This window comes from Jannaschia seosinensis, assembly GCF_001408515.1.
Taxonomy (GTDB): Bacteria; Pseudomonadota; Alphaproteobacteria; order Rhodobacterales; family Rhodobacteraceae; genus Jannaschia; species Jannaschia seosinensis.
The window spans coordinates 25,193-52,185 of the sequence record NZ_CYPR01000002.1; the positions used below are offsets into that span (position 1 = coordinate 25,193).

28 protein-coding genes are annotated in these 26,993 nt (G+C 67.3%); 14 read left to right on the top strand and 14 right to left on the bottom strand.

The window, feature by feature from the left end; translation table 11 throughout:
• Positions 1-172: 172 nt before the first annotated feature.
• Complete coding sequence (locus JSE7799_RS00325; RefSeq protein ID WP_055661821.1) at positions 173-994, top strand: lytic transglycosylase domain-containing protein; 822 nt, start codon at positions 173-175, stop codon at positions 992-994.
• 7 nt (positions 995-1,001) lie between these two features.
• On the opposite strand, the gene JSE7799_RS00330 is transcribed toward JSE7799_RS00325, so the two are convergent.
• The 5 genes from JSE7799_RS00330 to glyA form a co-directional block, all read right to left on the bottom strand.
• On the bottom strand, positions 1,002-1,286 hold the full coding sequence (locus JSE7799_RS00330) for a GNAT family N-acetyltransferase (protein WP_055661822.1): 285 nt from the start codon (positions 1,284-1,286) through the stop codon (positions 1,002-1,004).
• Between the two features lie 32 nt (positions 1,287-1,318).
• Positions 1,319-1,945 (bottom strand): 3-oxoacid CoA-transferase subunit B, encoded by a 627-nt coding sequence (locus tag JSE7799_RS00335; protein ID WP_055661823.1) that lies wholly within the window; start codon positions 1,943-1,945, stop codon positions 1,319-1,321.
• Positions 1,945-2,649 carry a CoA transferase subunit A gene (locus JSE7799_RS00340; RefSeq protein ID WP_055661824.1) on the bottom strand — a complete coding sequence of 235 codons (705 nt, stop codon included), beginning with the start codon at positions 2,647-2,649 and terminating at the stop codon, positions 1,945-1,947. Before JSE7799_RS00340 ends, JSE7799_RS00335 begins: the two co-directional genes overlap by 1 nt.
• A 68-nt stretch (positions 2,650-2,717) precedes the next feature.
• A complete protein-coding gene (locus JSE7799_RS00345) occupies positions 2,718-3,809 on the bottom strand; it encodes a histone deacetylase-like amidohydrolase (protein WP_055661825.1) in 1,092 nt (363 codons plus the stop codon).
• 143 nt (positions 3,810-3,952) lie between these two features.
• The gene (glyA, locus tag JSE7799_RS00350) at positions 3,953-5,248 is read right to left on the bottom strand and encodes a serine hydroxymethyltransferase (protein WP_055661826.1); all 1,296 of its coding nucleotides are present in this window, start codon (positions 5,246-5,248) and stop codon (positions 3,953-3,955) included.
• Positions 5,249-5,407: 159 nt separating this feature from the next.
• Here glyA and JSE7799_RS00355 point away from each other — a divergent pair, with 159 nt between their 5' ends.
• Positions 5,408-6,175 carry an NAD kinase gene (locus JSE7799_RS00355; protein WP_055661827.1) on the top strand — a complete coding sequence of 256 codons (768 nt, stop codon included), beginning with the start codon at positions 5,408-5,410 and terminating at the stop codon, positions 6,173-6,175.
• Here JSE7799_RS00355 and JSE7799_RS00360 read toward each other — a convergent pair.
• On the bottom strand, positions 6,172-6,924 hold the full coding sequence (locus JSE7799_RS00360) for a phosphatase PAP2 family protein (protein WP_055661828.1): 753 nt from the start codon (positions 6,922-6,924) through the stop codon (positions 6,172-6,174). The genes JSE7799_RS00355 and JSE7799_RS00360 overlap by 4 nt on opposite strands.
• A 95-nt stretch (positions 6,925-7,019) precedes the next feature.
• Between JSE7799_RS00360 and metG the strand changes: the two genes are divergently transcribed.
• The 3 genes from metG (at position 7,020) to JSE7799_RS00375 (ending at position 9,748) form a co-directional block, all read left to right on the top strand.
• A complete protein-coding gene (gene metG, locus JSE7799_RS00365; RefSeq protein ID WP_055661829.1) occupies positions 7,020-8,738 on the top strand; it encodes a methionine--tRNA ligase in 1,719 nt (572 codons plus the stop codon).
• A gap of 107 nt (positions 8,739-8,845) precedes the next feature.
• The gene (locus JSE7799_RS00370; RefSeq protein WP_055661846.1) at positions 8,846-9,067 is read left to right on the top strand and encodes a DUF3072 domain-containing protein; all 222 of its coding nucleotides are present in this window, start codon (positions 8,846-8,848) and stop codon (positions 9,065-9,067) included.
• 207 nt (positions 9,068-9,274) lie between these two features.
• Entirely contained in the window at positions 9,275-9,748 is a 474-nt protein-coding gene (locus JSE7799_RS00375; RefSeq protein WP_055661830.1) for an Hsp20 family protein, read from the top strand.
• 88 nt (positions 9,749-9,836) lie between these two features.
• On the opposite strand, the gene JSE7799_RS00380 is transcribed toward JSE7799_RS00375, so the two are convergent.
• A complete protein-coding gene (locus JSE7799_RS00380; protein ID WP_055661831.1) occupies positions 9,837-10,691 on the bottom strand; it encodes a hypothetical protein in 855 nt (284 codons plus the stop codon).
• Positions 10,692-10,823: 132 nt separating this feature from the next.
• Between JSE7799_RS00380 and miaB the strand changes: the two genes are divergently transcribed.
• From miaB to metK, 7 genes are all read left to right on the top strand, one after another.
• A complete protein-coding gene (miaB, locus tag JSE7799_RS00385; protein ID WP_055661832.1) occupies positions 10,824-12,167 on the top strand; it encodes a tRNA (N6-isopentenyl adenosine(37)-C2)-methylthiotransferase MiaB in 1,344 nt (447 codons plus the stop codon).
• Positions 12,168-12,505: 338 nt separating this feature from the next.
• Positions 12,506-13,459, top strand: a complete 954-nt coding sequence (locus JSE7799_RS00390) for a PhoH family protein (RefSeq protein WP_083480112.1) — start codon at positions 12,506-12,508, stop codon at positions 13,457-13,459.
• Positions 13,456-13,788: a ribonuclease E inhibitor RraB gene (locus JSE7799_RS00395; protein WP_055661834.1), complete on the top strand. Its 333-nt coding sequence runs from the start codon at positions 13,456-13,458 to the stop codon at positions 13,786-13,788. Before JSE7799_RS00390 ends, JSE7799_RS00395 begins: the two co-directional genes overlap by 4 nt.
• On the top strand, positions 13,785-14,249 hold the full coding sequence (ybeY, locus tag JSE7799_RS00400; protein ID WP_055661835.1) for an rRNA maturation RNase YbeY: 465 nt from the start codon (positions 13,785-13,787) through the stop codon (positions 14,247-14,249). The genes JSE7799_RS00395 and ybeY overlap by 4 nt, the downstream gene beginning before the upstream one ends.
• Positions 14,250-14,294: 45 nt before the next feature.
• Complete coding sequence (locus tag JSE7799_RS00405) at positions 14,295-15,218, top strand: transporter associated domain-containing protein (protein WP_055661836.1); 924 nt, start codon at positions 14,295-14,297, stop codon at positions 15,216-15,218.
• Positions 15,219-15,222: 4 nt separating this feature from the next.
• The gene (lnt, locus tag JSE7799_RS00410) at positions 15,223-16,728 is read left to right on the top strand and encodes an apolipoprotein N-acyltransferase (RefSeq protein WP_186201795.1); all 1,506 of its coding nucleotides are present in this window, start codon (positions 15,223-15,225) and stop codon (positions 16,726-16,728) included.
• 33 nt (positions 16,729-16,761) lie between these two features.
• Entirely contained in the window at positions 16,762-17,946 is a 1,185-nt protein-coding gene (gene metK / locus JSE7799_RS00415; protein WP_055661838.1) for a methionine adenosyltransferase, read from the top strand.
• Between the two features lie 27 nt (positions 17,947-17,973).
• Here the strand turns inward: metK and ribD are convergent, their stop codons facing one another.
• The 3 genes from ribD to JSE7799_RS00430 all read right to left on the bottom strand — a co-directional run bounded on the left by ribD (position 17,974) and on the right by JSE7799_RS00430 (position 20,017).
• Positions 17,974-19,017, bottom strand: coding sequence for a bifunctional diaminohydroxyphosphoribosylaminopyrimidine deaminase/5-amino-6-(5-phosphoribosylamino)uracil reductase RibD (ribD, locus tag JSE7799_RS00420; protein WP_055661847.1), 1,044 nt, complete (start codon positions 19,015-19,017; stop codon positions 17,974-17,976).
• A gap of 17 nt (positions 19,018-19,034) precedes the next feature.
• Positions 19,035-19,499: a transcriptional regulator NrdR gene (gene nrdR, locus JSE7799_RS00425; RefSeq protein WP_055661848.1), complete on the bottom strand. Its 465-nt coding sequence runs from the start codon at positions 19,497-19,499 to the stop codon at positions 19,035-19,037.
• An 86-nt stretch (positions 19,500-19,585) separates the two neighbouring features.
• On the bottom strand, positions 19,586-20,017 hold the full coding sequence (locus JSE7799_RS00430; protein WP_055661839.1) for a secondary thiamine-phosphate synthase enzyme YjbQ: 432 nt from the start codon (positions 20,015-20,017) through the stop codon (positions 19,586-19,588).
• Positions 20,018-20,172: 155 nt separating this feature from the next.
• Between JSE7799_RS00430 and JSE7799_RS00435 the strand changes: the two genes are divergently transcribed.
• A complete protein-coding gene (locus tag JSE7799_RS00435; RefSeq protein ID WP_055661840.1) occupies positions 20,173-20,496 on the top strand; it encodes a hypothetical protein in 324 nt (107 codons plus the stop codon).
• Positions 20,497-20,532: 36 nt separating this feature from the next.
• On the opposite strand, the gene JSE7799_RS00440 is transcribed toward JSE7799_RS00435, so the two are convergent.
• Positions 20,533-22,044 (bottom strand): DNA recombination protein RmuC, encoded by a 1,512-nt coding sequence (locus tag JSE7799_RS00440; protein ID WP_055661841.1) that lies wholly within the window; start codon positions 22,042-22,044, stop codon positions 20,533-20,535.
• A 121-nt stretch (positions 22,045-22,165) separates the two neighbouring features.
• Between JSE7799_RS00440 and JSE7799_RS00445 the strand changes: the two genes are divergently transcribed.
• Entirely contained in the window at positions 22,166-22,369 is a 204-nt protein-coding gene (locus JSE7799_RS00445) for a dodecin family protein (RefSeq protein ID WP_055661842.1), read from the top strand.
• 35 nt (positions 22,370-22,404) lie between these two features.
• Here the strand turns inward: JSE7799_RS00445 and rpoD are convergent, their stop codons facing one another.
• From rpoD to JSE7799_RS00460, 3 genes are all read right to left on the bottom strand, one after another.
• Positions 22,405-24,399 carry an RNA polymerase sigma factor RpoD gene (gene rpoD, locus JSE7799_RS00450; protein WP_055661843.1) on the bottom strand — a complete coding sequence of 665 codons (1,995 nt, stop codon included), beginning with the start codon at positions 24,397-24,399 and terminating at the stop codon, positions 22,405-22,407.
• Positions 24,400-24,553: 154 nt separating this feature from the next.
• Entirely contained in the window at positions 24,554-26,518 is a 1,965-nt protein-coding gene (dnaG, locus tag JSE7799_RS00455) for a DNA primase (RefSeq protein WP_055661844.1), read from the bottom strand.
• 259 nt (positions 26,519-26,777) lie between these two features.
• On the bottom strand, positions 26,778-26,993 hold a 216-nt coding region (locus tag JSE7799_RS00460), incomplete at its 5' end, for a transposase (RefSeq protein WP_055661845.1).

Below are 26,993 nucleotides of genomic sequence, written 5' to 3' on the forward strand. Positions count from 1 at the left end.
CCCGCCGCGCCCTCGAAAACGGATCGCAGACACCGTCGGCAGGATTTGTCACACTGCGCCGCCCATCAATCTCCGGGCCGTGACAGCGCCACAATCGGGATGCCATCCTGCGCGAAATCAAGAGCGCTCCGAAAAACGGAACGGGCTGCGGTCGGGACGAGAGCAGACGGTGATGAGATACGCGATCGCGGCGGCCCTTCTGGGCCTTCTTGCATGGACGGCGCCCGTGCCCCCTGCCATGGCGGCGGATTTCACGTTCAAGAAACTCCGCCCGCCGGCCGCCGGCACGTCCCGCCGCATCAACATCCAGATCGAACCGCCGCCGCCCGCCGCCGCGCCCCAACCCTCCGACACCGCCGACGCCGCGCTCCCGCCAGCGCCGCAGGACAGGCGCAGCGAGGTGCAGGCCTGGTTCTGGTCGGCGATCTCCCCCTCGATCGAGCGGCAGCCGGGGCGTTTCCTTCAGGCCGCCCGCGTCGTGGCCCGCCCCCCAAGCGGCAGCGGCATCACCGCACCGCCCCTGGCGCATCTGCAGGCGATCGCGCGGCTGCACGGAACGGACATTCTCGCCCGGTCGGTCGGTACCCGGGTTTCGCCCGCGCTCGTCTTGGCACTGATCGCCGTCGAATCGGCCGGGCGCGCCGATGCCGTCTCGCACAAGGGCGCCACCGGCTTGATGCAGCTTATCCCCGCCACCGCCGCAAGGTTCGGCGTGACCGATTCGCGCGACCCGTCGCAGAACATCCGCGGCGGCGTCGCCTATCTCGACTGGCTGATGGGGGAGTTCGGGGACGATCCGGTTCTGGCCCTCGCCGGTTACAACGCGGGCGAGGGCGCCGTGCGGCGGTATGGCGGCGTGCCACCCTATGCCGAGACGCGCGCCTACGTGCCCAAGGTCCTCGCCGCCTGGAACGTGGCGCGGCTGATGTGCCGGACCCCGCCGGAGCTTCCGGGGGATGGCTGCGTCTTCGAGGCCTCCCTGACGGAAAGCTGACCTCGCTTCACGCCATCACGTCGGACCATTCCGGGTGCCGTTGCGCATGCGCCGCAACGAAGGAGCAGAGCGGGACAATCCGCATCCCCTCGGCACGCGCATCCTCCACCAGCCGCCGGGTCAGCGCGACGCCCGCGCCGGTGCCCCGCATCGCGACGGGTACGAAAGTATGATCGGCGATCCAGCGCCCGTCTCCGGGCGCCGAATAGGTCAGCTTTGCCTCCATCCCGTCGCGGTAAAGGACGTAACGCCCGCCATTCGGGCCGTTCTCGCGCGTGATCCTGTCATCCATGGCCATTCTCCCGCGTTCGGCTTCGCCTTGCGTCAGTCGACCAAGGTCGCGTCGGTCAGATCGCGCAGTTCCTGTTCGGTCACTTCCGGCGCCAGTTCCACGATCTTCAGCCCGCCTTCGACAACGTCGAGGACGCCCAGATTGGTGATGATGCGGTCCACGACCCCCGTGCCCGTCAGCGGCAGCGTGCATTCGCGCAGCACCTTGGATTCGCCGCGCTTGTTGGCATGATCCATCACCACGATGACGCGGCCGACGCCCGCGACGAGGTCCATCGCCCCGCCCATGCCTTTGATCAGCTTGCCGGGAATCATCCAGTTGGCGAGGTCGCCGTTCTCGGCCACCTCCATCGCGCCCAGGATCGCGGCGGCGATCTTGCCGCCCCGGATCATGCCGAACGACGTCGCCGAGTCGAAATAGGCCGTGCGGTTCAACTCGGTGATCGTCTGCTTGCCGGCATTGATCAGGTCGGGGTCCTCCTCGCCCTCGAAGGGGAAGGGGCCCATGCCCAGCATCCCGTTCTCCGACTGCAGGGTGATGTCCTTGTCGCCCACGTAATTCGCCACCAGCGTCGGGATCCCGATGCCGAGATTGACGTACATGCCGTCTTCGAGTTCCTCGGCCGCGCGGGCGGCCATCTGATTTCGGTCCCAGGGCATCAGGCCGTCTCCCTCTTGCGAACGGTGCGCTGTTCGATCCGCTTTTCGTGGTCACCCTGGATCAGGCGATGCACGTAAATCCCCGGCAGGTGAATGCCGTCGGGGTCAAGTTCGCCGCGGGGAACGATCTCCTCGACCTCGGCGACGCAGACCTTGCCGCACATCGCGGCGGGCGGGTTGAAGTTGCGCGCGGTCTTGCGGAACACGAGGTTGCCGGTGTCGTCCGCCTTCCACGCCTTGACGATGGAGAGGTCGGCGACGATCCCCCGCTCGAGGATGTAGGTCTCGCCGTCGAAATCCTTGTGCTCCTTGCCCTCGGCGATCTGCGTGCCGACGCCGGTCTTGGTGTAGAAGCCAGGAATGCCGCAGCCGCCGGCGCGCATCCGCTCCGCCAAGGTGCCTTGCGGGTTGAATTCCAGCTCCAGCTCACCCGACAGGTACTGGCGCATGAACTCCGCGTTTTCGCCGACATAGGAGGAGATCATCTTCTTCACCTGCCGCGTCTGCAGCAGGATGCCGATGCCGAACTCGTCGATGCCGGCGTTGTTGGATGCGAAGGTCAGGTCCTTCGTTCCGGCCTCCTTGATGGCGGCGAGCAGAAGCTCGGGGATGCCGCAGAGACCAAAGCCTCCGGCGGCAATGAACATGCCGTCATGCAGCAGCCCGTCCAGCGCCTCGGTGGCGTTATCGTAGACCTTCTTCATCGCGTTCTCCCGGTCGGCGTCGCGTGAGGATTAGCCTGCGCGACGAGGCGGTTCAATGGAGACCCCGATCAGAATCCGCACGCCGCCGCCATGGCGTCGATACGTGCGGTGGCGAAGGCCTCGAAACCGGCCCCCGGCTGGCGCGCCCGGAACGCATCGGCGAAGGGGTCGTCCACCTGCGCCGCGCCGGCCATCTCGGCGATCACGGCATGGCCGCAGAAGGGGACGTAGACCTCGGAATAGCCGCCTTCATGCGCCATCACGACTTGTCCGCCGCAGATATCCTCCGCCAGCGCCGTCACCTGCGCCGTCATTTCGCGGAAGGTCTCGGCGGTGGCGAGCATCCGGCCGAGCGGGTCGATCAGTGCGGCGTCGAACCCGCAGGCGACGATCACCGCATCGGGTGCATGTGCGCGCATCGCAGGCAGGGCGAGACGCTCCATCGCGGCAAGATAGGTCGCGTGCCCCGAACCGGGGGGCAGGGGGATGTTGAGGTTCGCCGTCGCATCCGTGTCGAAGCCGCCGGTGTCGAGCGGGTAATTGTTCTCCTGATGGATCGAGATGGTCAGCACGTCCGCATCCTCGGCAAAGATTGCCTCGGTGCCGTTCCCATGATGGACGTCCCAGTCGAGCACGACGACCCGGCCGAGCATGCCGGCCGCCTGAGCCCGGCGGATGGCGAGGGCGATGTTGGCCAGCAGGCAGAAACCGTTCGGCGTCTCGGGCAGGGCGTGATGTCCCGGCGGACGGCACAGGGCATAGGCATTGTCCAGATCGCCCGACAGCACCGCGTCGAGCGCATCCCCCACCAGCCCCGCCGACAGCGCCGCGATCTCGAAGCCGCCCGGCCCGAACGGCGCGCGCATTCCAAGCTCCCCGCCCTTGTCTCCGGAGGCCGCGGCGAATGCGTCGAGGTAGGGGGCGGGATGTACGCGCAGCAGATCCTCGCGCGTCATCGGCGCCGCGCCGCGCGTGGCGACCGTGTCCATCAGGCCCGTGATCCGCATCAGGTTCACCAGCCGCCGCTTGGTCTCCGGATCCTCGGGAAGGCCGCCGCCGCCCGCGATCGGCTGTATCAGCCCGCCGACCGGCGCCATCTGCGCGTAGTTGCCGCCGCCGTGCCAGAAGCAGTACTCGTCGAAAAAGAAACCCGTCGTCATGTGCCCCCCTTTTGCGGCTAGGGAGACATAACGGACCCGCGATGGGAAGCCGCCCGGGTGGCGGTTTTTCAGGATGGATGCGTCCGGATCCGCCAATTACCCATGGGTAATTGGCGGATCCTGTTGATAGAAAGAACTAATTTTCAGAGGTCCGGATAGATCGGGAACCGGTCGCACAAGGCCTTCACCTTGGTCCGGACCGCTGCCTCGACCTCGGCGTTGCCGTCCGGGCCGTTCGCCGCAAGCCCGTCCACCACTTCCACGATCAGGCGCGCCACGTCGCGGAACTCCGCCTCGGCGAAGCCGCGCGTCGTGCCGGCCGGCGTGCCGAGACGGATACCGCTCGTCACCGTCGGCTTCTCGTCATCGAAAGGAATGCCGTTCTTGTTGCAGGTGATATGCGCCCGGCCCAGCGCATTCTCGGTGGCGTTGCCCTTCACCCCCTTGGGGCGCAGGTCCACCAGCATCAGATGCGTGTCCGTGCCCCCGGTCACGATGTCGAGCCCGCCGGAAATCAGCTCCTCGGCCAGCGCCTTCGCATTGGCGACAACCTGCTTCTGATAATCCGTGAAGTCCGGGCGCAGCGCCTCGCCGAAGGCCACGGCCTTGGCGGCGATGACATGCATCAGCGGCCCGCCCTGGATCCCGGGGAAGATGGCGGAATTCACCTTCTTCGCGATTTCGGCATCGTCGGTCAGGATCATGCCGCCGCGCGGGCCGCGCAGTGTCTTGTGCGTGGTCGTCGTCGCCACATGCGCATGCGGGAAGGGCGAGGGGTAGAGACCCGTCGCCACGAGCCCGGCGAAATGCGCCATGTCCACCAGAAGATACGCACCGACCGAATCGGCGATCTCGCGCATGCGGGCGAAATCGATGATGCGCGGGATGGCCGAGCCGCCGGCAATGATCATCTTCGGGCTGTGTTCAGTCGCGAGCGCCTGCACCTGATCGTAATCGAGCCGCAGGTCGTCCTGCCGCACGCCGTATTGCACCGCCTTGAACCATTTGCCCGACTGGTTCGGTTTCGCCCCGTGCGTCAGGTGCCCGCCCGCATCGAGCGACATGCCCAGGATCGTGTCGCCGGGCGTCAGCAGCGCGGTGAACACGCCCTGGTTGGCCTGCGATCCGGAATTGGGCTGCACGTTGGCATAGCCGCAGTTGAACAGCTCCTTGGCCCGGTCGCGCGCCAAATCTTCGGCGATGTCGACATATTGGCAGCCGCCGTAATACCGCCGGCCGGGATAGCCCTCGGCGTATTTGTTGGTCATTACGCCGCCCTGAGCCTCCATCACGGCGCGGCTGACGATGTTCTCGGAGGCGATCAGCTCGATCTCGTCGCGTTGACGGGTCAGCTCCTGGCGCGTGGCCTCGGCGATCTGCGGATCGGTGTCGGCGAGCGAGGCGGTAAAGAATCCGGGGGCACGGTGTGGGGCGTTCATCGAAGGCTCCTGCATAGGGTGAGGGCCTCATACGCGGACGGGGGCCGGGACGAAAGCGGCCAAAGCGGCGCATCGCGCACCGTCCGCGTCACCGATGCGTGGCTTGCGTTTCCGATGGGCGCACGACAACCCTGTCCGCGCCCAAACCCGAACGGATCCATGCCCCGCGCCAAGAACGTCACGATCCTCGCCTCCGACACACAGGAGGCGCAGGCCGCCGCCGCCCGCCTGACCGAACGCTACGGCAATGTGCCGCTGGAGGAGGCGTCCGTGATCGTGGCGCTGGGCGGCGACGGCTTCATGCTGGAGACGCTGCACGGCACGATGCATGTCGATGCGCCGGTCTACGGGATGAATCGCGGCACGGTCGGATTCCTGATGAACGATTACCGTGAGACCGGGCTGACGGCGCGGCTTGCGCGGGCGGAGGAGGCGGTGATCCACCCGCTGCGCATGACCGCCACCCGCACGGATGGGGAGGTGGTCGACGCGCTGGCGATCAACGAGGTCTCGCTTCTGCGGGCGGGGCCGCAGGCGGCGCGGCTGCGGATCTCGGTGGACGGTCGCGTGCGCATGGAGGAGCTGGTCTGCGACGGGGCGCTGGTTTCGACGCCGGCGGGATCGACGGCCTACAACTACTCGGCCCATGGACCCATCGTGCCGATCGGGTCGGGCGTTCTGGCGCTGACGGCGATGGCGGCGTTCCGGCCGCGGCGCTGGCGCGGGGCGCTGCTGCCGCAGGTGGCAAGCGTGCGCTTCGAGGTGATCGATCCGGTCAAGCGGCCGATGATGGCCGAGGCTGACGGCCACTCCGTCTCCGACGTGGCCGTCGTGGAGGTCGTGAGTGACAGTTCGGTCAGCCACCGGCTGCTGTTCGATCCCGGCCACGGGCTGGAGGAGCGGCTTCTGCGCGAGCAGTTCACCTAGACGAGGCGGCTGTTCTCCGGCGCCGCGTCGGGCTCGTCCTCCGACCGCTCCGGCTCCACGTGCCCCCGCTGGCCCAGCCACCGCGCCACCAGAAGGCACAGCACCGCCCAGCCGGCCCCGGCCAGCCAGCCGGCCGCGACATCGGTGGGCCAATGGACGCCCATGAAGACCCGGCTGATCCCCACGAGGATGGTCAGCGCCACCGCCACCGAAAGCACGTATGTCTTGAGCCGCCGGCGTGTGAGCACGCGCGCGATCAGCACGCCGAGCGTGAGATACGCGACCGCCGCCATCATCGAATGGCCCGAGGGAAAGGAGGCCGTGTGCACGATCGAACCGTGCGGCACGAGGTCGGGGCGCGGGCGGCTGAACGCCTCCTTGGCGATGCCGGAGATCAGGATGCCCCCGCCGACGGCGACCCAGAGATAGAGCATCGAACCCCATTGCCGCTGCAGCAGGAAGAAGCCGCCCACGAGAAGCGTCGCCAGCGTCAGCACGATCACCCCACCGAGCGCGGTCAGGTCGCGGCCCATCTCCTCGAGCCAAGGGGGGCCAATGGGGTTGGAAAGGTCTCCCTCGGTCCGCAAGAGGAGGAGGAGATCGCGGTCTAGATCGCGGGTCGATCCCTCGATCACCTCGTCGGCGAGTTCCGCGAAGCCCCACACGGCCAGCACGGCGAGCGCGAGGAAGATCAGCGTGGACAGTTCGACATTGCGGCGCAGAAAGGCGCGGGCGGAGGAATACGGCATGGAGGCGAAACCGGTTCCGAAGCCCCCCGGTTCCCCCGGTGCTTGCGGCCCGTGCCCCGACCGGCCTAGAACCGCGCGGATCCACGGAGACCGCAATGCCCCGCACACTCATCACCTCGGCCATTCCCTATATCAACGGGATCAAGCATCTGGGTAATCTGGTGGGAAGCCAGCTTCCCGCCGACCTGCATGCCCGCTACCTGCGCGCGCGGGGGCACGAGGTCATGTTCATCTGCGCCACCGACGAGCATGGCACCCCCGCCGAACTGGCCGCGAAGAAAGCGGGCAAGCCGGTTGCGGAGTATTGTGCCGAGATGTGGCAGGTACAAAAGGACCTCGCGGAGGGGTTCCGGCTGTCCTTCGACCATTTCGGCCGGTCCAGCAGCCCGCAGAACCACCGGCTGACGCAGCATTTCGCCGGGCGCCTCGACGCGGCGGGCCTGATCGAGGAGCGGTCGTCGCGGCAGGTCTATTCCAATGCCGATGCCCGGTTCCTTCCCGACCGCTACGTCGAGGGAACCTGCCCGAATTGCGGCTACGACCGCGCGCGGGGGGACCAGTGCGAGAACTGCACCAAGCAACTCGACCCGACCGACCTGATCGAGCCGCGCTCGGCGATTTCGGGCTCAACGGATCTGGAGGTGCGCGAGACGAAGCACCTGTTCCTGCTGCAATCGAAGCTGCGTAACGCGCTCGACGAATGGATCGACGGGCAGACGGGCTGGCCGGTGCTGACCACGTCCATCGCGAAGAAATGGCTGCATGACGGCGAGGGGCTTCAGGATCGGGGCATCACCCGCGACCTCGATTGGGGCATCCCCGTCCGCAAGGGGCCGGATCCCTGGCCGGGGATGGAGGGCAAGGTCTTCTATGTCTGGTTCGATGCGCCCATCGAATACATCGCCGGCACCGCCGAATGGGCCGAGGCGAACGGCCATGACGATACCGCCTGGCGGCGCTGGTGGCGCGAGGACGAGGGGGCGGAGGACGTCCGCTATGTGCAGTTCATGGGCAAGGACAACGTGCCGTTCCACACGCTGAGCTTTCCGGCCACGCTGATCGGGTCGGGCGAGCCGTGGAAGAAGGTCGATTACCTCAAGTCCTTCAACTACCTGAACTATGATGGCGGCCAGTTCTCCACCTCGCAGGGGCGCGGCGTGTTCATGGACCAGGCGCTGTCGATCCTGCCGGCCGATTACTGGCGCTGGTGGCTCCTGAGCCATGTGCCCGAGAACGGCGACACGGAATTCACGTGGGAGGGGTTCCAGTCCGGCGTGAACAAGGATCTCGCCGACGTGCTGGGCAACTTCGTGAGCCGGGTGACCAAGTTCTGCCGCTCCAAGTTCGGCGAGGCCGTCCCCGAGGGGGGCGCATGGGGCGACGCGGAGCAGGCGCTGGTGGCGCGGCTCTCGGCGGGGCTGACCGCCTATCAGCGTCACATGGACGCCATCGAGATCCGCAAGGCCGCGGGCGAGTTGCGCGGTCTGTGGGTCGCGGGCAACGAATACCTGCAGGAGGCCGCGCCGTGGGCGGCCTTCAAGACCGATCCGGATCGCGCGGCGATGCAGATCCGTCTCGCGCTCAACCTGATCGGGTTCTACGCCGTGATCTCGCGGCCCTTTATCCCGGATGCCGCCGATGCGATGCTTTCGGCGATGCGGATGCAGGGCGATGGCTGGCCGCAGGATGTGGCGGCGGCATTGTCGATGCTGGAGCCGGGGCACGGCTTCGAGGTGCCGGACGTCCTGTTCGCCAAGATCACCGACGAGCAGCGCGACGGATGGGCCGCCCAATTTGCCGGAACGCGTGCGTGATGCACGGCGGCATGTCCGCGGTCTGACGTGGAGGCGGTTCGGTCGCCCGGTGCGGAACCCGGGCGCGCATGGAACGTTGTGCGAACATCCAGAAACGCGAGGATGACATGGCAGACGAGACCGACACCCCCAAGCAGGACGCTCCCGGCAATGCCGCCAAGGACCCCGAAAATTGGACGACGGGCGAGGAAGAGATGACCGGCGCGCAGGCGAGCTATCTCAAGACGCTTTGCGAAGAGGCCGGGGAGGAATTCGACCCGAGCCTGTCCAAGGCCGAGGCGTCCAAGCGCATTGACGCTCTGCAGTCCAAGACCGGCCGCGGCGCCTGACCGGCCGGCGGTGGCGCGGGGCCATGCGCCGCCGCGCACCGGCGGAAGACCGAAAGACATCCTTTTTGCCGTTGGCGCCCCTCTTGAACGGTGCCCGTGGCATTCCCAGATCCCGTGCGTCGGAGGCCGGTACCGGGTCCGACGTCGACGCCCCGGTCCATGGATGGAGGGGGCGACACGCAGTATCGCTTTGAAAAGGATGCAAGCATGCGAACCTATGACTTTACGCCGCTTTACCGTGCCACCGTCGGATTCGACCGGATGGCCAATCTGGTCGACCGGGCGATGACCGCCGACACGGCAACGACCTATCCCCCTTACAACATCGAAAAGCTGGGCGAGAACGACTACCGCATCTCGATCGCCGTTGCGGGTTTCACCGCCGACGAATTGTCGATCGAGGCGCGCGAGAACCAGCTGATCGTGACCGCCCGCAAGGCCGAGACCGACGAGACGCGGACCTATCTGCATCGCGGCATCGCCACGCGCGCCTTCGAGAAGAGCTTTCAGCTGGCCGATCATGTCCACGTGACGGGCGCGAGCCACGCCGATGGAATGCTCCATATCGAGCTTGAGCGTCAGGTGCCCGAGGCTCTGAAGCCCCGCCGCATCGAGATCGCCAAGGGCAAAGGTGGCGAGGCGCCCGCGATCGAGGGCGAAAAGGAAACCGTCGAGGCCTGATTTCCACCGGCCTTACGGTTCAAGACGATGCGCGTCCCGAAAGGGGCGCGCTTTTTCGTTCGGGGGCACGTCCATCATCCCTGCTTGTTCAGAACCATTGTCCCGGCTCCATCAGGCCCAGATCCATCAATTGCTGCGCCCGCCATTCGAACCGCACCGAGCCGTCCCACCGGAACGCGTCGATCGCCCAGCGTGAGCCGGGGTTGGTGGCCAGCGCCTTGGCCGCGCGAAACGACGCCGTGCAGGCGGTCAGGGAATGGTGCCATGGGCAGGCATAGGTGTTCATCTCCTCGTCGGTCATCCGGTGATCGGGCGTCAGGCGAAGATCCGGGCGGGCGCGGAACATCGCCACCCGGTCGATCCGGCGGCGATCCTCGGGGACATGCTCCTCGAACCGCCAGCGCAGGCCGCCGAAGACGTCCAGCTGCCGGTCCTTCGCGCCGTCGGGGCCGGGCCGGGCCAGCGCATAATACCCGGCCTCGTCCATCCATGTCTCGGCAAGGTCGACGCCGTTGCCGTCCGGCGTGCCGGCGTAGAGGTCCACGGTGAAGGTCAGGATGGCGTCGCGCCGCTCCTCGACACAGAACGCCATCGCCTCGCCGATGCGGCGGGTCTCGGCGAAGGGATGGAACAGGTATTCGGCGTTGTGACACCACGCCGTCCACGCCCCGGATGGCCGCGCGGGGATCAGGGCGTTGACGCAGGTGGCGGCCATGTCGTCGGGCCGTTGCGGCAGGATCAGGTGGTGTACCCCCTCCGGCGCCGGCCCGGGGAGGGTCACGCCGGGCGGGGTGGCGAGGATCACGTCGGGGTAGCCGGCCGCGAGATGGTGTTCGAGGCTGGAGCGGATCTCCACCTCGTCCTCGCAGACGAGCATCAGGAGCGGCCCGGCCCCGAGCGCACTGGCGCGTGCCGTCATGTCGCCCAGCGAGGTGAACTCCATTCCGCAATCCTGTCGATCCTGCCCGGCCGCACAATTCCCGATCGCACCCGGCCCCGCAACCGGCCGCGGGCGCGTTGCGCGCGGACCTGTGGCGCGGTAATGCGCGGGATCACCTCGAGAGGATCGTGACCGATGGGCGACGCGAAGAAGCTGCACATCAAGACCTATGGCTGTCAGATGAACGTCTATGACAGCGAGCGTATGGCCGAGGCGCTGAGCGTCGAAAGCCTCGGCGCCGAGGGCTACGAGGTTACGGACAGGCCTGAGGAGGCCGATCTGATCCTGCTCAATACCTGTCACATCCGGGAGAAGGCGGCCGAGAAGGTCTATTCCGACCTTGGCCGCCTAAAGCCCCTGCGCGATGCCAAGCCGGACCTGAAGGTGGGGGTCGCGGGTTGCGTGGCGCAGGCGGAGGGGGCCGAGATCATGGCGCGTCAGCCGCTCGTGGACCTCGTGGTCGGGCCCCAGACCTATCACCGCCTTCCCGCCATGCTGCGGCAGGTCGCCGCGGGCGGCACGGCGCTCGACACCGAAATGCCGGAGGAGGACAAGTTCGTCCACCTGCCCAAGCTGCGCGCGCCCGCCACCCGGCCGACGGCGTTTCTGACGGTGCAGGAGGGCTGCGACAAGTTCTGCGCCTTCTGCGTCGTGCCCTATACCCGAGGCGCCGAGGTTTCGCGCCCGGCCGCACGGCTGATCTCGGAGGCGGAGGCGCTGATCGAGCGGGGCGTGCGGGAGATCACGCTGCTTGGGCAGAACGTGAACGCATATCACGGCACGGGACCGGATGGCGCGACATGGTCGCTGGCCCGTCTGGTGCGGCGTCTGGCGGAGATCGAGGGGCTGGCGCGGATCCGCTACACCACCAGCCACCCTAACGACATGGATGACGACCTGATCGCCGCGCATGGCGATTGCGCCAAGCTGATGCCGTATTTGCATCTGCCGGTTCAGTCCGGCAGCGACCGGATCCTGAAGGCGATGAACCGCAAGCACGGGGCGGCTCAATATCTCGACCTCGTGGAGCGCCTGCGCGCGGTGCGGCCGGATCTGGCGCTGTCGGGCGATTTCATCGTGGGTTTTCCCGGTGAGACGGACGCGGATTTCGAGGCGACGCTCTCGCTGGTGCGGCAGGCCCGTTATGCGGCGGCGTACACGTTCCGGTACTCCCCTCGGCCGGGAACGCCCGCGGCGGAGCGTCCCGAAGTGCCCGTCGAGGTGGCGACGGAGCGGCTGCACCGGCTTCAGGCGCTGATCGCGGAGCAGCAGCGCGCGGCGCAGGCGGCGATGGTCGGACGCGAGGTCGAGGTGCTGTTCGAGAAGCCGGGCCGGTTGCCGGGGCAGCTTGTCGGCAAGTCCGAGCACCTGATGGCCGTTCATTGCGACGCGCCGGACGAGATGCAGGGCCGGATTGCGCGCGTCCGCGTGACGGAGGCGAAGGCGAACTCGCTCGCGGCGGAGTTGGTGACGGTCTGAGTCTCAGGGGAAACGAGGCGGGAACTGCCTGGCGCCCGAAGACTTCGTTACGCGTTCGCTCGTCGGGGGCGGTGGCGCTTTCCCGAGGCGCCGCAACCGCAGTCCCGGCATCCGCCGGCATCCGCCTGTAAATCGGCGGCAGGCGGGAACGCTGCGGCTGTTTCGCGTCTTGTAGAATATGGGGTGAAACTTTTGTGACGCGGCCCCAAGTAACCTTGCGGGGACGCGCCGGTCGCGCGACCATCGCCCGAACCGATGCAAAGGACACCTGCTTGGCCACACTTCTCGCTCCCGAAGACAAGATCGCCGTCCAGCTGGACTTTCCCGACAACCGCCTGATGATCGACCTTGTGGGTTCGAACGGGGCGCATCTCGCTCAGATCGAACAATTGATGGGCGTGCAGATCGTGCATCGCGGCAACACGCTGATCGTCCATGGCGAGGCCGCGCCGGAGGCGGAGCGGGTGCTCAACGCCCTTTATGCGCGCCTCGAAGCGGGAAAGCAGGTCAGCATGGGCGTCATCGACGGCCTGATCCGCCTGCGGGCCGATGACGAGGAGAGCGGCCCCGGCGACCAGGAGGAGATGTTCCCCGGCCCGGCGCTGGAAATTCGCACGCGCAAGAAGACGATGGAGCCGCGCACCGACGCGCAGAAGGCCTATACCCGCGCGCTTCTGGAGAACGAACTGACCTTCGGGATCGGTCCGGCGGGCACGGGCAAGACCTATATCGCCGTGGCCGTCGCTGTGTCAAAGTTCATCACCGGCGAGGTGGACCGCATCATCCTGACCCGCCCGGCCGTCGAGGCGGGCGAGAAGCTCGGCTTTCTGCCCGGCACGCAGGACGAGAAAGTCGATCCCTACATGCAGCCGCTCTATGATGCGCTCAACGACTTCCTGCCGGGCAAGCAGCTTGCCAAGTTGCGCGAGGAGCGGCGGGTGGAGATCGCCCCGCTGGCATTCATGCGGGGACGCACCCTGTCGAACGCCTTCGTCATTCTCGACGAGGCGCAGAACGCCACGACGATGCAGATGAAGATGTTCCTGACCCGTCTGGGGCAGGGGTCGCGCATGGCGATCACCGGCGACCGGAGCCAGGTCGATCTGCCGCGCGGGGTGCAATCGGGCCTGCGCGACGCGGAGCATATCCTGCGCGGCGTGAGCGGAATCAGCTTCAACTATTTCACCGCCACCGACGTGGTGCGGCATCCGCTGGTGGCGAAGATCATCACCGCCTATGATGCCGAGGATACCCGCCGGGAGGCGGAGCGGGCGGAGAGGGAGAAGCGTTGAGTTTCGACTATGCGGCACAGCGGGCGGAGACGGAGCGGCTCTGGGCAGAGATGTCGGCCGCGCATGACCTGCCCGAAACCGGTCTGCTCGATCTGCATTTCGAGGCGGGCGACGCGGCCGACGCGACGGAGTTCATCGGCTGGCTGGAGGATGCGGGCTTCGACGTGGAGCATTATCCCGCCGACGAAGACGAGCCCGAAGCCATCGAGGCGCAGAGTTCGGAGATGACCCTGTCGCCCGAGACGATCCATGCGCAGGAGCGCCGCTGCACCGAAGTCGCGCTGCGCCACGGCTTCCGGCCGGTCGGGTGGGGGTTCATGCCGGCATGACACATGTCATCGACACCGTCATCGAGGATGACCGTTGGTCCGACCTGGAGCGTCTGGCCGGGATCGCGGTTCCCGCCGCGCTGGAGGGGCTTTCGGGCTGCGAGGTCGTGGTCTTGGGGTGCGACGACGCCCGGATCGCCGAACTCAATGCCGATTTCCGCGGCAAGGCCCGGCCGACCAACGTGCTGTCCTGGCCCTCGGCGGAGCGGGAACCGGGCGGCCGGCCCGACGGCGAGGAGCTTGGCGACATCGCCATCGCCTACGAGACATGCGCGCGGGAAGCCGCCGAGCAGGGCAAGACCTTCGAGGCCCATGTGATCCACCTGCTGATCCACGCGACGCTGCACCTGCTGGGTCACGACCACGAGGAGCCGGAAGAGGCGGAACGTATGGAGGCAACAGAGGTTGAGCTTGTGAAGGCCTTGGGTTTTCCGGATCCCTATGCCTCTGATAATGTGTAATCCGCCGGCTATTGACCGGCGCCAAAAGGAGGCCCCCCGGGTCCGATGACCGACGACGGATCGTCTCGCGCCGCGCATGGCGCGCAGGAAAACGGCGGCGACACGCCGCGCACCGGCCCGAGCGAGGCCGAAACCGACCAATCCGACACGACGCAGGAGGACAGTCTCGGCTCGCGGCCGGGATTCCTCAGCCGCGTATTCGGCGGATTGATCCCCGAGCAGCCGGAGGAGCCGGATTCGTTGCCCACCGGCAAGGCGATGCCTGGGCTGTTGAACCTGCGGCTCAAGCGGCTCGATGACGTGCTGATCCCGCGCGCCGAGATCGTCGCCGTGCCGGTCGACATCTCGCTGCCCGACCTCGTGGCCAAGTTCCGCGAATCCGGGATGACCCGGATCCCGGTATTCGACGGCACGCTCGACGCGCCGCTGGGCATGATCCACCTCAAGGACCTCGCGCTCAACCACGGCTTCAACGGGGATCGCGCCAAGCCGTTCGAGATGCGGGATCTGATGCGCACGCTGATCTACGCGCCGCCGTCGATGCCGATCGGAGTGCTGCTGACGAAGATGCAGACGCAGCGGACCCACATGGCGCTGGTGATCGACGAATATGGCGGGGTGGACGGGCTCGTGACGCTCGAGGACCTGATCGAGCAGGTCATCGGCGAGATCGAGGACGAGCACGACCAGGAGGAGGGCAAGTTGTGGCGGCAGGAGAAGGCCGGCTGTTACCTTGCGCTGGCCCGCACGCCGATCGACGACTTCCAGACCGAAATCGGCATCCGCCTCGTGGATGAGGAGGACGAGGAGGAGATCGACACGCTCGGCGGCCTTGTCTTCATGCTGGCCGGTCGTGTTCCCGAACGCGGTGAGGTCATCCCCCATCCCTCGGGCGCCGAGATCGAGGTGGTGGATGCCGATCCCCGCCGCATCAAGCGCCTGCGCCTGCGGATTCCGCAGGCGGCCTGAGCATTTGCGGCATCTGCGCCTCCTGATCCCCGTTCTGGCGGGGCTTGCCGCCGCGCTTGGACAGGCGCCGTGGGGGCTTTGGTGGCTTGCGCTGCCGGCCTTCGCGGTAGGGGTTCGGGCATGCGCGCAGGCCCGGTTCCCGGCGCTCGCCGGTCTGGCATTCGGGGTCGGGTATTTCGGCCTGGCGCTCGTCTGGATCACGGAGCCGTTCCTTGTCGATCCGGAGGTGACGGCATGGCTCGCCCCCGTCGCGCTCATCGGTATCTGCCTGGGCTTCGGCCTGCTCTGGGCGCTGGCGGTGTCGCTCGGCGCGCGGTATCTGGGCGGTGCGCTTGGCGTGGCCGTGGCGATTGCGGGGGTGGAGCTGACGCGCTCCTACATTCTGACGGGCTTTCCTTGGGCCTTGCCGGGTCACGTGCTCATCGCGTCGCCCGCGCTGCCGTCGGCATCGGTGCTGGGGGCGCATGGTCTGGGCCTCGCGGTTCTGGTCGGGGCGGGGCTGGTCGCGATGTTGCGGCCGGTTCCGGTGGCGGCGGGGATCGTGCTCTGGGCCGCGCCGCTGGTGATGGGCGCGGCGCTTTCCCCCGCGCCGGAGGGCGGCGGCCCCGTCATCCGGTTGGTGCAGCCGAACGCGCCGCAGCACCTGAAATGGGATCCCGACTGGATCGGCACGTTCTGGCGCCGGGGCATCGAGGAGACGGCGGCCGCCGACACGATCGGCCCGCCCGCCATGACGCTTTGGCCCGAAACCGCGCTTCCGGCCCTGCTGCGGCGTTCGCAAGACATTCGCCCGATCCTCGCTGCCGCTTCGGGCGGGCAGCCGGTGATGATCGGAGCGCAGCGGATCGACGATACGGGCGCGCCGCGCAACACGCTTGTCCTGCTGACCGGGCCGGAGGGAGAGATCGCCGCGCGCTACGACAAGCACCGGTTGGTCCCGTTCGGGGAATTCCTGCCGTTCCCCGATCTGTTCGCGGCGATGGGCTTCGGCCCGCTGGCCGCGCAGCTTGCGGGCACCTACCGGGCAGGCGTGGGGCCGGTCCTGATCAATGTGCCGGGTGTCGGACGGGTCCTGCCGATGATCTGCTACGAGGCGATCTTCCCGCAGGACGTGCGCGCCGTCTCACGCGATGCGCCGCATCCGCGGGCCATCTTCCACCTGACCAACGATGCCTGGTTCGGAACCCGGATCGGCCCTTGGCAGCATCTCGCCCTTGCCCGGCTGCGCGCGGCGGAAAGCGGGCTTCCGGTGATGCGCGCGGCCAATACCGGGATGTCGGCCGTCATCGATGCGCGGGGAAAGGTGCTGGCGCGGCTGCCGCTGGGGGAGGCGGGGCATCTCGATGCCGCGCTGCCGCCCGCACTGCCGCCGACGCCCTATCTCGCCACCGGGGACTGGCCCGCGCTGGCGGTGATCGGGCTGCTTGCGGCGCTGCTTGGCGTGCGAAAGCGGTTGAAGCGCCCGGCAACCCGACGTAGCGAGAATTACGGCGTGCCAACGGCTTCCTGACGGCGCGCGTCGCATGAACACATCGGAGCATTCATGAATACCCGCCGGTCCTATTCGTTCACCTCGGAATCCGTTTCCGAGGGCCACCCAGACAAGGTCTGCGACCGCATCTCCGATGCCGTGCTCGACGCGCTGCTGGCCGAGGAATCCGAGGCGCGCGTCGCGTGCGAGGCCTTCGCCACCACGAACCGCGTCATCGTCGGCGGCGAGGTCGGTCTGGCCGACAAGGCGAAGCTGCGCGATTACATGGTGCGCATCGAAGACATCGCGCGCGAATGCATCCGCGACATCGGCTACGAGCAGGACAAGTTCCACTGGCGCGATGTCGAGGTGACGAACCTGCTCCACGAGCAGTCGGCCCATATCGCGCAGGGCGTCGATGCGTCGAGCGGGAAGGACGAGGGGGCGGGCGATCAGGGCATTATGTTCGGGTTCGCCTGCGACGAGACCGCAGAGTTGATGCCCGCGCCGATCCTTTACGCGCATGCCATGCTGCGGCGGCTGGCGGAGGCGCGCAAATCCGGCGCGGAGCCGACCCTGCTGCCCGATGCGAAGTCGCAGTTGACCGTTCGCTACGAGAACGGGCGTCCGGTGGCCGTGGATTCCGTCGTGCTGAGCACGCAGCATCGTGACGAGAACCAGAGCCGGGAGGACATCCGCGCCATCGTGGAGCCCTATATCCGCGAGGTCCTGCCCGAAGGCTGGCTGCATGACGGCACCGAATGGTGGGTGAACCCGACGGGCAAATTCGTCATCGGCGGGCCGGACGGGGATGCGGGTCTGACGGGGCGCAAGATCATCGTGGATACCTATGGCGGCGCCGCGCCGCACGGAGGCGGGGCCTTTTCGGGCAAGGATCCGACCAAGGTGGACCGGTCTGCCGCCTATGCCGCGCGCTATCTGGCGAAGAATGTGGTGGCGGCGGGGCTGGCGACGCGCTGCACGCTGCAGCTGTCCTATGCGATCGGGGTGGCCAAGCCGTTGTCGGTCTATGTCGACACCCACGGCACCGGCGAGGTCGAGGCCGAAGCCATCGAGCGGGCGGTCAGGCGGGTGATGGATCTGACGCCGCGTGGTATCCGCACGCATCTGGGTCTCAACCGGCCGATCTACCAGCGCACGGCGGCGTACGGGCATTTCGGCCGCGCGCCGGATGCGGATGGCGGCTTCTCCTGGGAGCGGACCGACCTGGCCGATGCGCTGACCGCCGAACTGTAGAGCCAGCTCACCGCATGCGCGGGTGGTTCAGTGGGCCACCCAGCGGTGCAGGAGGTCGTCGCCAAGGCGGCGGGTCTCTTCGAGGCGCAGGCGCGGCGCGTCTGCGAGGCGCGCAAGCCCCAGAGGCGCGAGGGCAGGCCGTCCTTCCGCACCAATCGCAGCGCCCGCCGTGTACCAGTCGAGCCGATCCACAAGACCCGCACCCAGCAGCGCGGCGGCGAGCCTGCCGCCGCCTTCGCAGTAAACGCGCGTCAAACCGCGTGCGCCGAGGATCGAAAGCGCCGCCCGCGGATCGAGATGCCCCGTCGCATCGACCGGGCAGGGCAGGAGGGTCGCCCCGGGTTCCTTTATCGCCGCCCCCTCCTTGTGAAGGAGCCAGAGCGGTCCGCCGGGCCCACGCAGCCGCGCACCGGGCACAGGATTGCGGCCCATGACGATGCGGACCGGCTGCGGCACCTCGCCGAACCCCCGAACGTTCAGCGCCGGGTCATCCGCCCGCGCTGTTCCCGCGCCGACCATTACCGCGTCGTGGCATGCGCGCGTGGCATGGACATGCGCGCGGGCGGCGGGGCCGGTGATCCAGCGGCTTTCGCCCGATGCGGTCGCGATGCGCCCGTCCAGCGTCGCGGCGAGCTTGAGCGTCACGATCGGGCGGCCGTCGCTCTGCCGCATGACGAACCCGGCCTGAAGGCGTCGGGCCTCTGCCTCACGCACGTTTTCAATGACTTCGATGCCGGCGGCCCGCAGCTTGGCGATGCCGCGCCCGTCGACGCGGATGTCCGGGTCATGCATCGCGACCACCACGCGGGCGATCCCGGCGGCGGCGAGCGTATCGGCACAGGGCGGCGTGAAGCCATGATGGGAGCAGGGCTCCAGCGTGACATACGCCGTCGCGCCCTGCGCCGCCGCACCGGCCTGCGCCAGCGCGATTGCCTCGGCATGCGGGCGGCCGCCATCAGCGGTGCGGCCGCGGCCGAGAACCACGCCGTCCCGTTCGATGATGCAACCGACGGCGGGGTTGGGCCAGACACGACCCAGCCCCCGCGCGGCGAGCGCGAGTGCGGCGTCCATGAAGCGCGGGTCGGCAGTCACTGCTCGGAGGCCGGTGGTCGAAGCTCGTGCACGAAGCTCTCGAAATCGTCCGCCGCCTGGAAATTCTTGTAGACGCTGGCGAAGCGGACATAGGCGACCGTATCGATCCGCGCGAGGCTCTCCATCACGATCTCGCCGATCTTCTTGGATGGGACGTCGGTGTCGCCCATGCTCTCGAGGCGCCGCACGATGCCGGAGATCATCTGGTCGATCCGCTCCGGCTCGATCGGGCGCTTCTGCATCGAGATACGGATCGAACGTTCGAGCTTGCCGCGGTCGAATTCCTCGCGCTTGCCGCTCGTCTTGATGACGACGAGATCGCGCAGCTGAACCCGCTCGTAGGTGGTGAAGCGGCCGCCACAGCCTGGGCAGAAGCGGCGGCGGCGGATGGCGGCGTGGTCCTCGGCGGGGCGGGAATCTTTGACCTGCGTGTCGACGTTTCCGCAGAAGGGGCAGCGCATGTATGTCTCCGTGGCGCGGCCCTGCGACATGTCGCGGCGGGGCCCAAGGGTCGGTGCGCCGCCACCTTGCCCCCCAAGTGGTTGTGTTACAAGCCCGGCTTCGCGTCTCGAAGAAGATGCGCCGCGACCTCGCGACGATGCGGCCGGTCGCGGTGTTCGACAACGTAGATACCCTGCCACGTGCCCAGCATCATCCGCCCGCCGGCGACCGGGATCTGCAGCGAGGTCGGCAGCAGCATCGACTTGATATGGCCGGGCATGTCGTCGGGCCCCTCATAGGTGTGGGTGAGATAGGCCATCGAGGGATCGGTCGTCGGGGGAACGAGGCGGCGCAGAAAGGCGGCGAGGTCAGTCTGGACTTCGGGATCGGCGTTTTCCTGGATCAGCAGACTGGCCGATGTGTGGCGAATGAAGAGGGTCAGGGGGCCATCGCCCTCGGGCAGCCAGGCGGCGACTTGCCGGGTGATCTCCGTCAGGCCGGGGCCGTCCGTCTGAATTGTGAAGGTCGTGTGGGTCATGTTGTGTCTGCCTTCGGGACGTCGCGTGCGGCGCATCTGGCGGGCGAAGCGGGAGGTTAGCGCGGACAGATGGTGGCGTCGAGGCGGCGCAGGGCCGCGGGAACGCCCCCGCCGCCGAATTCGTTGAACATGTGAACCAACAGGAGGCCGACACCATGAGCCGACAAGACGAGACGTCGAAAAACCCGAACCCCCGCCACGAAACGCCCGGCGATCATACCCGACGTCATGACGTTCCGGGGCACGATCTCGGAGCCGAGGAGGCACGGAGCCCCGAGGACAACCGCCGGGAGGATACGCCGCGCAACCCCGAGGCCAAGCGGCCCGGCGCGACGACCAAATACGACACTCCGGCCGCCGATTCCATTGCGCCGGGGACAACGCACGACCCCAATTCGGTCACCACCGGTACCGATGTGGAGCCGACGCGCGGTGTCTATCCGCCCAAGGGCGAGGATAAGGACGAGCGGGACAAATAAGTCCGATGCCCGCACGTAGGTAGCACCCGTCGCCGCCTATTCCGCCGCCGCGTCGGGCAGTGCAGGGGCATCGTCCGTATCAAAGGTGGTCCCCAGTTCCTTTGAGGTACGCGCCCCGAGGCGGCGCAGTTTGTCGAACTGCCCGAGGACATTTCCGTTGCCGCGGGTCAGGCGGTCGAGGGCGTTGCCATGCTCCGCCTGTGCGCGGGCAAGGTGATCGCCGACTTTGCCAAAGGCGTCGACCACGCCCGCCATCTTGTCGTGGAGGAGGCCCGCGCGCGCGGCGATTTCCTCGGCGTTGCGCTGTCGCTGTTCGACCGTCCAGATATGCTCGACCGTCCGCAACAGCGGCATAAGCGTCATCGGCGCGGCGATGGCGATGCCCCGCGACATGGCCCAACTCGTGAGCTCCGGCTGTTCCTGCAGTGCGGCGGCGAGGGCCCCTTCGATGGGCAGGAACATGACCACGTAATCGACCGAACCGTCCACATGGGCGGCATAGTCGCGCCCTTCGAGGTCGGTGACATGTTTGCGCAAGGCGGCGACATGGGCGCGGAGATTGGCCTCGCGCTCGGCCGGATCCTCCGCATTGACGGCGGCTTCGTAAGCGTTGAGCGAAACTTTCGCGTCGATCACTACGGCGCGGGAGCTGGGCAGGCGCACGATCACGTCGGGGCGGCCGCGCGTATCATCTTCGCGCCGGAACGTTGCTTGCACATCGTATTCGCGGCCTTCGGTCAGGCCGCAATCCTCCAGCAGCCGCTCCAGAACCATCTCGCCCCACGCGCCCTGCCGCTGCTTCTCGCCCTTGAGCGCCCGGGTCAGGGCGACGGCATCGCGACCGACCTCCTCGGAACGCCGGGACAGGGCCTCGATCTCCGTCTTGAGGCGTTCGCGATCCTTGGCGGCGCCTTGATGCGCGTCGCGCAGCTCCCGTTGGAAGTGATCCACCTGTTCGCGCATCGGCTTGAGCAGCGCGTCCACGCGTTCGCGGTTCAGCGCGCCGAAGCGCTCCCCCTGATCCTTCAACGTGTCGGCCGAGAGGGTGCGGAAGTGGTTCGTCATCTCGGTCCGCAGGTCGCGCAGCAGGCTGACATCGGCCTCGTGCTTCTCCGACGCGCCCTGCAGGCGGGCAGTCAGCCCCTCGTTCGTGGCGGTCAGGCGACGAATTTCCTCATGCGCGGCTTTGAGGTCCGTTGCGATGTCACGGCGTTCGGCAGCGGCTTCGTCCAGTCGCGCCTCCAGACCTTCGATCTGGGTCGACAGTCGGACGCCCTCCCGCCCGAGCGCCTGCAACTCCTCCCGGTCGGATGTGGCTTGGCGGTCGGCCTCGGCAAGCTGGGTGTCGCGGTCGGAGAGGGCATCGGCCAGCGCGGCACAGCGTGCGCGGTCGGGAGCCGTGCGCCGCCAAAGTACCGCCAGGACCGGCACGAGGAGCGCGAGTACCGCAAGCGCAAGGATCGCCGCCTCAGGCGCGACGAGCAGACGACCCCGCATCCCCCCGAGGAACGGCGACGCGTCGAACAGGGCGGTGAGGGCATCGGACATGGGCGGCTCCGTCGGTGTTCCGCCTGTGTTCCGCGCCTACGCCTGTCTGTCAATCGCCGCACTTGCCAAGCGGGATGCGCAGGCCAAGTTTCCCTTACGGCAAACGAAAAGGAGAAAGTTTATGAGTATCGCTCGCGTGACCGAAATATCCGCCACGTCCGACACCAGCTTTGACGATGCGGTCGCCATCGGCATCCGCCGCGCAAATGAGACGTTGCGCAACGTGGCCAGCGCTTGGGTGAAGGAGCAATATGTCCGCGTGAAGGACGGTGAGGTCGATCATTATCAGGTCAACATGATGGTGACCTTCGTGCTCGATGACTGAGCAGGGCGGGGGGGGGGGGGCGTGGCGCGCGCCCCCTACTGATCCAGGAACGACCGTAGCTTCCGGCTCCGGCTCGGATGCTTGAGCTTCCGCAGCGCCTTGGCCTCGATCTGGCGGATCCGCTCGCGCGTGACCGAGAACTGCTGACCGACCTCTTCGAGCGTGTGGTCGGTATTCATGCCGATGCCGAACCGCATGCGCAACACACGCTCCTCGCGGGGCGTCAGAGAGGCGAGCACCCGCGTCGTGGTCTCCTTCAGGTTTTCCTGAATGGCGGAATCGAGCGGCAGGACGGCGTTCTTGTCCTCGATGAAATCGCCAAGCTGCGAGTCCTCCTCGTCGCCGATCGGCGTCTCGAGGCTGATCGGCTCCTTGGCGATCTTCATCACCTTGCGAACCTTCTCCAGCGGCATCTGCAGCTTGGCAGCCAGTTCCTCGGGCGTCGGCTCGCGGCCGATCTCGTGCAGCATCTGACGGCCGGTGCGGACCAGCTTGTTGATCGTCTCGATCATGTGGACCGGGATGCGGATGGTGCGCGCCTGATCCGCGATGGACCGGGTGATCGCCTGCCGGATCCACCACGTCGCGTAGGTCGAGAACTTGTAGCCGCGGCGATACTCGAACTTGTCGACCGCCTTCATCAGGCCGATATTGCCCTCCTGGATCAGGTCCAGGAACTGCAAGCCGCGGTTCGTGTATTTCTTGGCGATGGAGATGACGAGGCGCAGGTTGGCCTCCACCATTTCCTTCTTGGCCTGCCGGGCCTCCTTCTCGCCCTTCTGCACCTGGTTCACGATGCGGCGGAATTCGTTGATGTCGACGCCGACATACTGGCCGACCTGCGCCATGTCGGAGCGCAGCTGCTCGACCTTGTCGCGGGAACGTTCGAACAGCGCCTGCCAGCCGCGGCCCGACTTCTCGGTCATGCGGTCGACCCAGCCGGGATCGAGTTCGTGGCCACGATATTCTTCAATGAATTCGCGGCGGTTGATACGCGCCTGATCGGCCAGCTTCACCATGCCCGAATCAATCGTCATGATCCGGCGGTTGATGCCGTAGAGCTGGTCGATCAGCGCCTCGATGCGGTTGTTGTGCAGGTGCAGCGAGTTCACCAACTCGACGATCTCGGAGCGCAGCTGCTGGTAGCGGTTCTCCTCGCCGGAAGTGAAGCTGTCATCCTCGTTGAGCGTGGCCGAAATGCGCAAATCCTGCATCTCCGCGAGGTGCGCGTAATCGTCGGCGATGCGGTCGAGCGTCTCGAGTACGCGGGGCTTGAGTGCGGCCTCCATCGCGGCGAGGGACATGTTGGCGCCCTCGTCCTCCTCCTCGTCGTCATCGCTGGCGATCGGGTTGCCGTCGGCGTCGAGCTCGGGCTTCGACTCTGTCTTGGCGGTGTCGGCCTTCGGATCGGCATCGGCTGCGCCGACGACGGGCGTGTCCTCGTCCTCGCCGATCTGATCGCCGAACGTCGTCTCCAGATCGATGACGTCGCGCAGCAGAATGTCCTCGGACAAAAGCTCGTCGCGCCAGATCGTGATGGCCTGGAAGGTCAGGGGGCTCTCGCAGAGGCCCAGAATCATGGTGTTGCGGCCGGCCTCGATGCGCTTGGCGATGGCGATTTCGCCCTCGCGCGACAGAAGCTCCACCGAGCCCATCTCGCGCAAATACATGCGGACCGGGTCGTCGGTGCGGTCGAGCTTGTCGGAGCCGCCCTCGGTCGTGGCGACCGCGCCGCCTCTCTTGGACGCATCGACGACGGCCGTGGAGCCGGTGGGCTTCTCCTCGTCGGCATCCTCGGCCTCTTCCGCCTCGATGATGTTGATGCCCATCTCCGAGAGCATCGACATCACATCCTCGATCTGCTCGGAGGAGACCTGCTCGGGGGGCAGGACCTCGTTGAGCTGGTCATAGGTGATGTAGCCGCGGGTGCGCGCCTCGGCGATCATCCGCTTCACGGCGGCCTGGCTCATGTCGAGCGAATGGGCTCCGTCCTGATCCTGCTTCTGATCATCGTCGGTGTCCTTGGCCATCGTCGCGCTCCGTTCGGGGAGATTTTAACTGTCTTGTAGCGCCGGCAATCCGGTGCCGTGCTCGGGTCGTCGTCCGGATCCTCCCGCAGAGGCGGGTGCCGTGGCCCAAATCGCGCGAATCACTAGCGCGAATCAAGGACGGCTGCGACCCGAATCACTTCATCTTCTTCTTTTCCCAGACCTTCGTGTCGAGAAGGCCCTGCAGGTATCCGGACAAAGCGTCCGAATCGTCGTCATTCGTCTCCGGCCGGGCGGTGCGCAGGGCGGCGTCGCGCTGCAGGGCCGCCTGAGCCAGCCGCCAGGTCAGGGCCTCGTCGGCTCCGTCCTCGGCAAAATCCTCCATCGCCTCCCGTCGCTCCCGGTCCGCGCCGCGGCGGGCGGCAAGTTTGGCAAACACGTCCCGGATGCAAGGCCGGGCAATTTCAGGCTCCGGGCGTTGCGCCGGTGATATGCGCACATGGTTTTGCGCGAACAACGTTTCAAGGGGCGCGGCCCCCAGCGCGTCTTCGAGTGGCGCGCGGGCCTCGGCCGCATCGGGCGGCAGCAGAAGAAGGCGCGCGGCGATGTCGCCGTGGATATCGCGGCTCCAGTGGGAATATTCCAGCTCTCCGGCGAAATCGGAGATCAGCGACGGATGGCGGATCAGACCCGCCAACGCCACCTGCTCCAGCAGCCCGTCGGGATCGAGCGCCCCGGAAGCCAGCGCCGAAGCCCGGCCTTCGGACGTGGATTGCGCGGGCGGTTGCCAGCGACCGGGGCCGGAGCCGGGACGCCAGTTGCGGTTCGGGACGAACGGACGGCTCGGGCGCGCAGGTTCCGGCGGCGCGGCGGCGGGCACGCCGAAAAGCTCCCCGCGCAGGCGGGCGATCTCGGTTCCGTAATGCCGGCGCAAGGCGGGATCCGCGATCCGCTTGAGCAGCGCACGCAAATCCCGGTCGACCATGGCGCGGCGCTCGGGGCTGTCGAACTTCTTGCCCTCCACCTCACGCGCCCAGAGAAGCGAGATCATCGGCCGCGCATCGTCGAGCAGCGCCCGCATCGCGTCGCGCCCCTTCTCACGGATCAGGTCGTCGGGATCCTGACCCTCGGGCAGGACGACGAAGCGCAGGGCCTGACCCGCCTCCATCAGCGGCAGGGCAAGGTCCGCCACCCGCAGCCCGGCCCGTTGCCCCGCCGCATCGCCGTCGAGCGCCACAAGCGGTTCCGGCGCGATCCGCCAGAGTAGCCGCAATTGCCGCTCCGTCACCGCAGTGCCAAGCGGCGCGACAGCCGCCTCGAACCCCGCCTGAGCCAGCGCGATCACATCCATGTAGCCCTCGGCCACGATCAGCGGCTGGCCATTGCCCGCCGCCGCGCGCGCCGCACGGATGTTGTAAAGGTTCGCGCCCTTGTCGAAGAGTTCGGTCTCCGGCGAGTTGAGGTATCTCGCCTTGGCGTTGGGGTTCATCGCGCGCCCGCCAAAGCCGATGCAGCGGCCCCGCCCGTCGCGGATCGGAAAGATGATGCGGTGGATGAACCGGTCGCGCGCCGATCGTCCCTCCTCCGCCGGCACGGCGAGGCCCGCCGCCTCCAGCTTGTCGAACGGCACGCCCTTGGCACCGAATTCGCGGATCAGCGCATCGGATGCATCGGGCGCAAAGCCGATCTCGAACCGCTCCAGCGTCTCCGCCTTCAGGCCGCGCCGTTGCAGATAGGCACGTGCCTCGGCGGCAGCCCCGGTCGAAAGCTGCAGGCGGAACCATCGCGCCGCCTGTTCCGTCACCTCGGCGAGCTGCTCGCGCCGGTCCGTCTTCTCCGCGGCCTTCGGGTCGCGGGCGGGCATCTCCATCCCGGCCTCGGCGGCGAGAATCTCCACCGCCTCCATGAAACCGACATTTTCCGTCTCCTGCACGAAGCCGAAGAGGTTGCCTTTCGCCTGACAGCCGAAGCAGTAATAGAAGCCCTTCCGGTCGTCGACGTGGAAGCTGGCGCTCTTTTCCTGATGGAAGGGGCAGGGCGCCCACCAGTCGCCCTTGGCCTGATTGGTCTTCTTCATGTCCCACGTGACCTTGCGGCCGACCACCTGGCTGAGACTCAGCCGGTTGCGGAGGTCGTCGAGGAAGCTGTCGGGCAGGCGCATGTCCCCAATATCGGCATGCCTGCCCCCGGAGTCGAGAATGCGCGTGAGCGAAAAATATTTTCTGTGGATCCGGCCGACCCGACAAGGGCACCTAACCCGCATAATTCATGAAGCTGCGGACTTGTGCTCCGTGGGATGGTTTCCCCGGTCTCGGTTTTCTTGCGCGCACCCGGTGTTTGCGTCCGGTTGGCATGCCGGCCGGTGACTTGGGTCTTGGGCGATACGGGTTGATGTTTCGGGATTTGTCGGGGCGCTTGCGTCAGGCTGTTTTCGGTGGGGCGAGGGCGTCGAAGAGAAGGAGGAGAAGTCCCTTTCGGGGACACGATGCCGGCAGGGTCACGATGATCCGGGTCTTCTTTTCGACGATGGTGGCGGCCAGCTTGACGAGATGCAGCCGCAGCGTGTCGAACTGGGCGCGGCGCCATGGTGAACGTTTTGGGCAAGCCGCGCGAAGCTTCCACCAGACCCAGTAGGC

Bases quoted from the DNA above. Each gene is read 5' to 3' on its own strand.
- JSE7799_RS00325 (WP_055661821.1), top strand. From the start codon at position 173: ATGAGATACGCGATCGCGGCGGCCCTTCTGGGCCTTCTTGCATGGACG.
- JSE7799_RS00330 (WP_055661822.1), bottom strand. From the start codon at position 1,286: ATGGATGACAGGATCACGCGCGAGAACGGCCCGAATGGCGGGCGTTAC.
- JSE7799_RS00335 (WP_055661823.1), bottom strand. From the start codon at position 1,945: ATGCCCTGGGACCGAAATCAGATGGCCGCCCGCGCGGCCGAGGAACTC.
- JSE7799_RS00340 (WP_055661824.1), bottom strand. From the start codon at position 2,649: ATGAAGAAGGTCTACGATAACGCCACCGAGGCGCTGGACGGGCTGCTG.
- JSE7799_RS00345 (WP_055661825.1), bottom strand. From the start codon at position 3,809: ATGACGACGGGTTTCTTTTTCGACGAGTACTGCTTCTGGCACGGCGGC.
- glyA (WP_055661826.1), bottom strand. From the start codon at position 5,248: ATGAACGCCCCACACCGTGCCCCCGGATTCTTTACCGCCTCGCTCGCC.
- JSE7799_RS00355 (WP_055661827.1), top strand. From the start codon at position 5,408: ATGCCCCGCGCCAAGAACGTCACGATCCTCGCCTCCGACACACAGGAG.
- JSE7799_RS00360 (WP_055661828.1), bottom strand. From the start codon at position 6,924: ATGCCGTATTCCTCCGCCCGCGCCTTTCTGCGCCGCAATGTCGAACTG.
- metG (WP_055661829.1), top strand. From the start codon at position 7,020: ATGCCCCGCACACTCATCACCTCGGCCATTCCCTATATCAACGGGATC.
- JSE7799_RS00370 (WP_055661846.1), top strand. From the start codon at position 8,846: ATGGCAGACGAGACCGACACCCCCAAGCAGGACGCTCCCGGCAATGCC.
- JSE7799_RS00375 (WP_055661830.1), top strand. From the start codon at position 9,275: ATGCGAACCTATGACTTTACGCCGCTTTACCGTGCCACCGTCGGATTC.
- JSE7799_RS00380 (WP_055661831.1), bottom strand. From the start codon at position 10,691: ATGGAGTTCACCTCGCTGGGCGACATGACGGCACGCGCCAGTGCGCTC.
- miaB (WP_055661832.1), top strand. From the start codon at position 10,824: ATGGGCGACGCGAAGAAGCTGCACATCAAGACCTATGGCTGTCAGATG.
- JSE7799_RS00390 (WP_083480112.1), top strand. From the start codon at position 12,506: ATGATCGACCTTGTGGGTTCGAACGGGGCGCATCTCGCTCAGATCGAA.
- ybeY (WP_055661835.1), top strand. From the start codon at position 13,785: ATGACACATGTCATCGACACCGTCATCGAGGATGACCGTTGGTCCGAC.
- JSE7799_RS00405 (WP_055661836.1), top strand. From the start codon at position 14,295: ATGACCGACGACGGATCGTCTCGCGCCGCGCATGGCGCGCAGGAAAAC.
- metK (WP_055661838.1), top strand. From the start codon at position 16,762: ATGAATACCCGCCGGTCCTATTCGTTCACCTCGGAATCCGTTTCCGAG.
- ribD (WP_055661847.1), bottom strand. From the start codon at position 19,017: ATGGACGCCGCACTCGCGCTCGCCGCGCGGGGGCTGGGTCGTGTCTGG.
- nrdR (WP_055661848.1), bottom strand. From the start codon at position 19,499: ATGCGCTGCCCCTTCTGCGGAAACGTCGACACGCAGGTCAAAGATTCC.
- JSE7799_RS00430 (WP_055661839.1), bottom strand. From the start codon at position 20,017: ATGACCCACACGACCTTCACAATTCAGACGGACGGCCCCGGCCTGACG.
- JSE7799_RS00435 (WP_055661840.1), top strand. From the start codon at position 20,173: ATGAGCCGACAAGACGAGACGTCGAAAAACCCGAACCCCCGCCACGAA.
- JSE7799_RS00440 (WP_055661841.1), bottom strand. From the start codon at position 22,044: ATGTCCGATGCCCTCACCGCCCTGTTCGACGCGTCGCCGTTCCTCGGG.
- JSE7799_RS00445 (WP_055661842.1), top strand. From the start codon at position 22,166: ATGAGTATCGCTCGCGTGACCGAAATATCCGCCACGTCCGACACCAGC.
- rpoD (WP_055661843.1), bottom strand. From the start codon at position 24,399: ATGGCCAAGGACACCGACGATGATCAGAAGCAGGATCAGGACGGAGCC.
- dnaG (WP_055661844.1), bottom strand. From the start codon at position 26,518: ATGCGCCTGCCCGACAGCTTCCTCGACGACCTCCGCAACCGGCTGAGT.